1 protein-coding gene is annotated in these 273 nt (G+C 71.4%); it reads right to left on the bottom strand.

Annotated features, from left to right (window positions below):
• On the bottom strand, positions 1 to 273 hold a 273-nt coding region (locus GV790_RS30300), incomplete at both ends, for a UvrD-helicase domain-containing protein (protein ID WP_163818216.1).

The raw sequence follows: 273 nt of genomic DNA, 5'->3' as shown, positions 1-273 counted from the left end.
GAGTGAATCATCGTGATCGGTGACGACCGCGCCGTAAGCCTTCTGCTCCCCCGCCGAGCTGCTCTCGGCCGGCGCCGACAATCGCGCGGTAATCGCGTCGCGCACCACCGCGGCCGCGTTCTTGGAGTGCGCGAGCAACAGCACCGACTCCGGATCGGCACCCGCGGCGATCCGATCGGCCGCCACATCGACCAGCAGCGAGGTCTTGCCGGCGCCCGGCCCGCCGAGTACCTGCCACATACCGTTCCCCGGCCGGACCGCGCCCGGATCGGC

This window comes from Nocardia cyriacigeorgica (genome assembly GCF_010858045.1).
Taxonomy (GTDB): domain Bacteria; phylum Actinomycetota; class Actinomycetes; order Mycobacteriales; family Mycobacteriaceae; genus Nocardia; species Nocardia cyriacigeorgica_E.
This window is presented reverse-complemented; position numbering and strand designations above follow the sequence as displayed.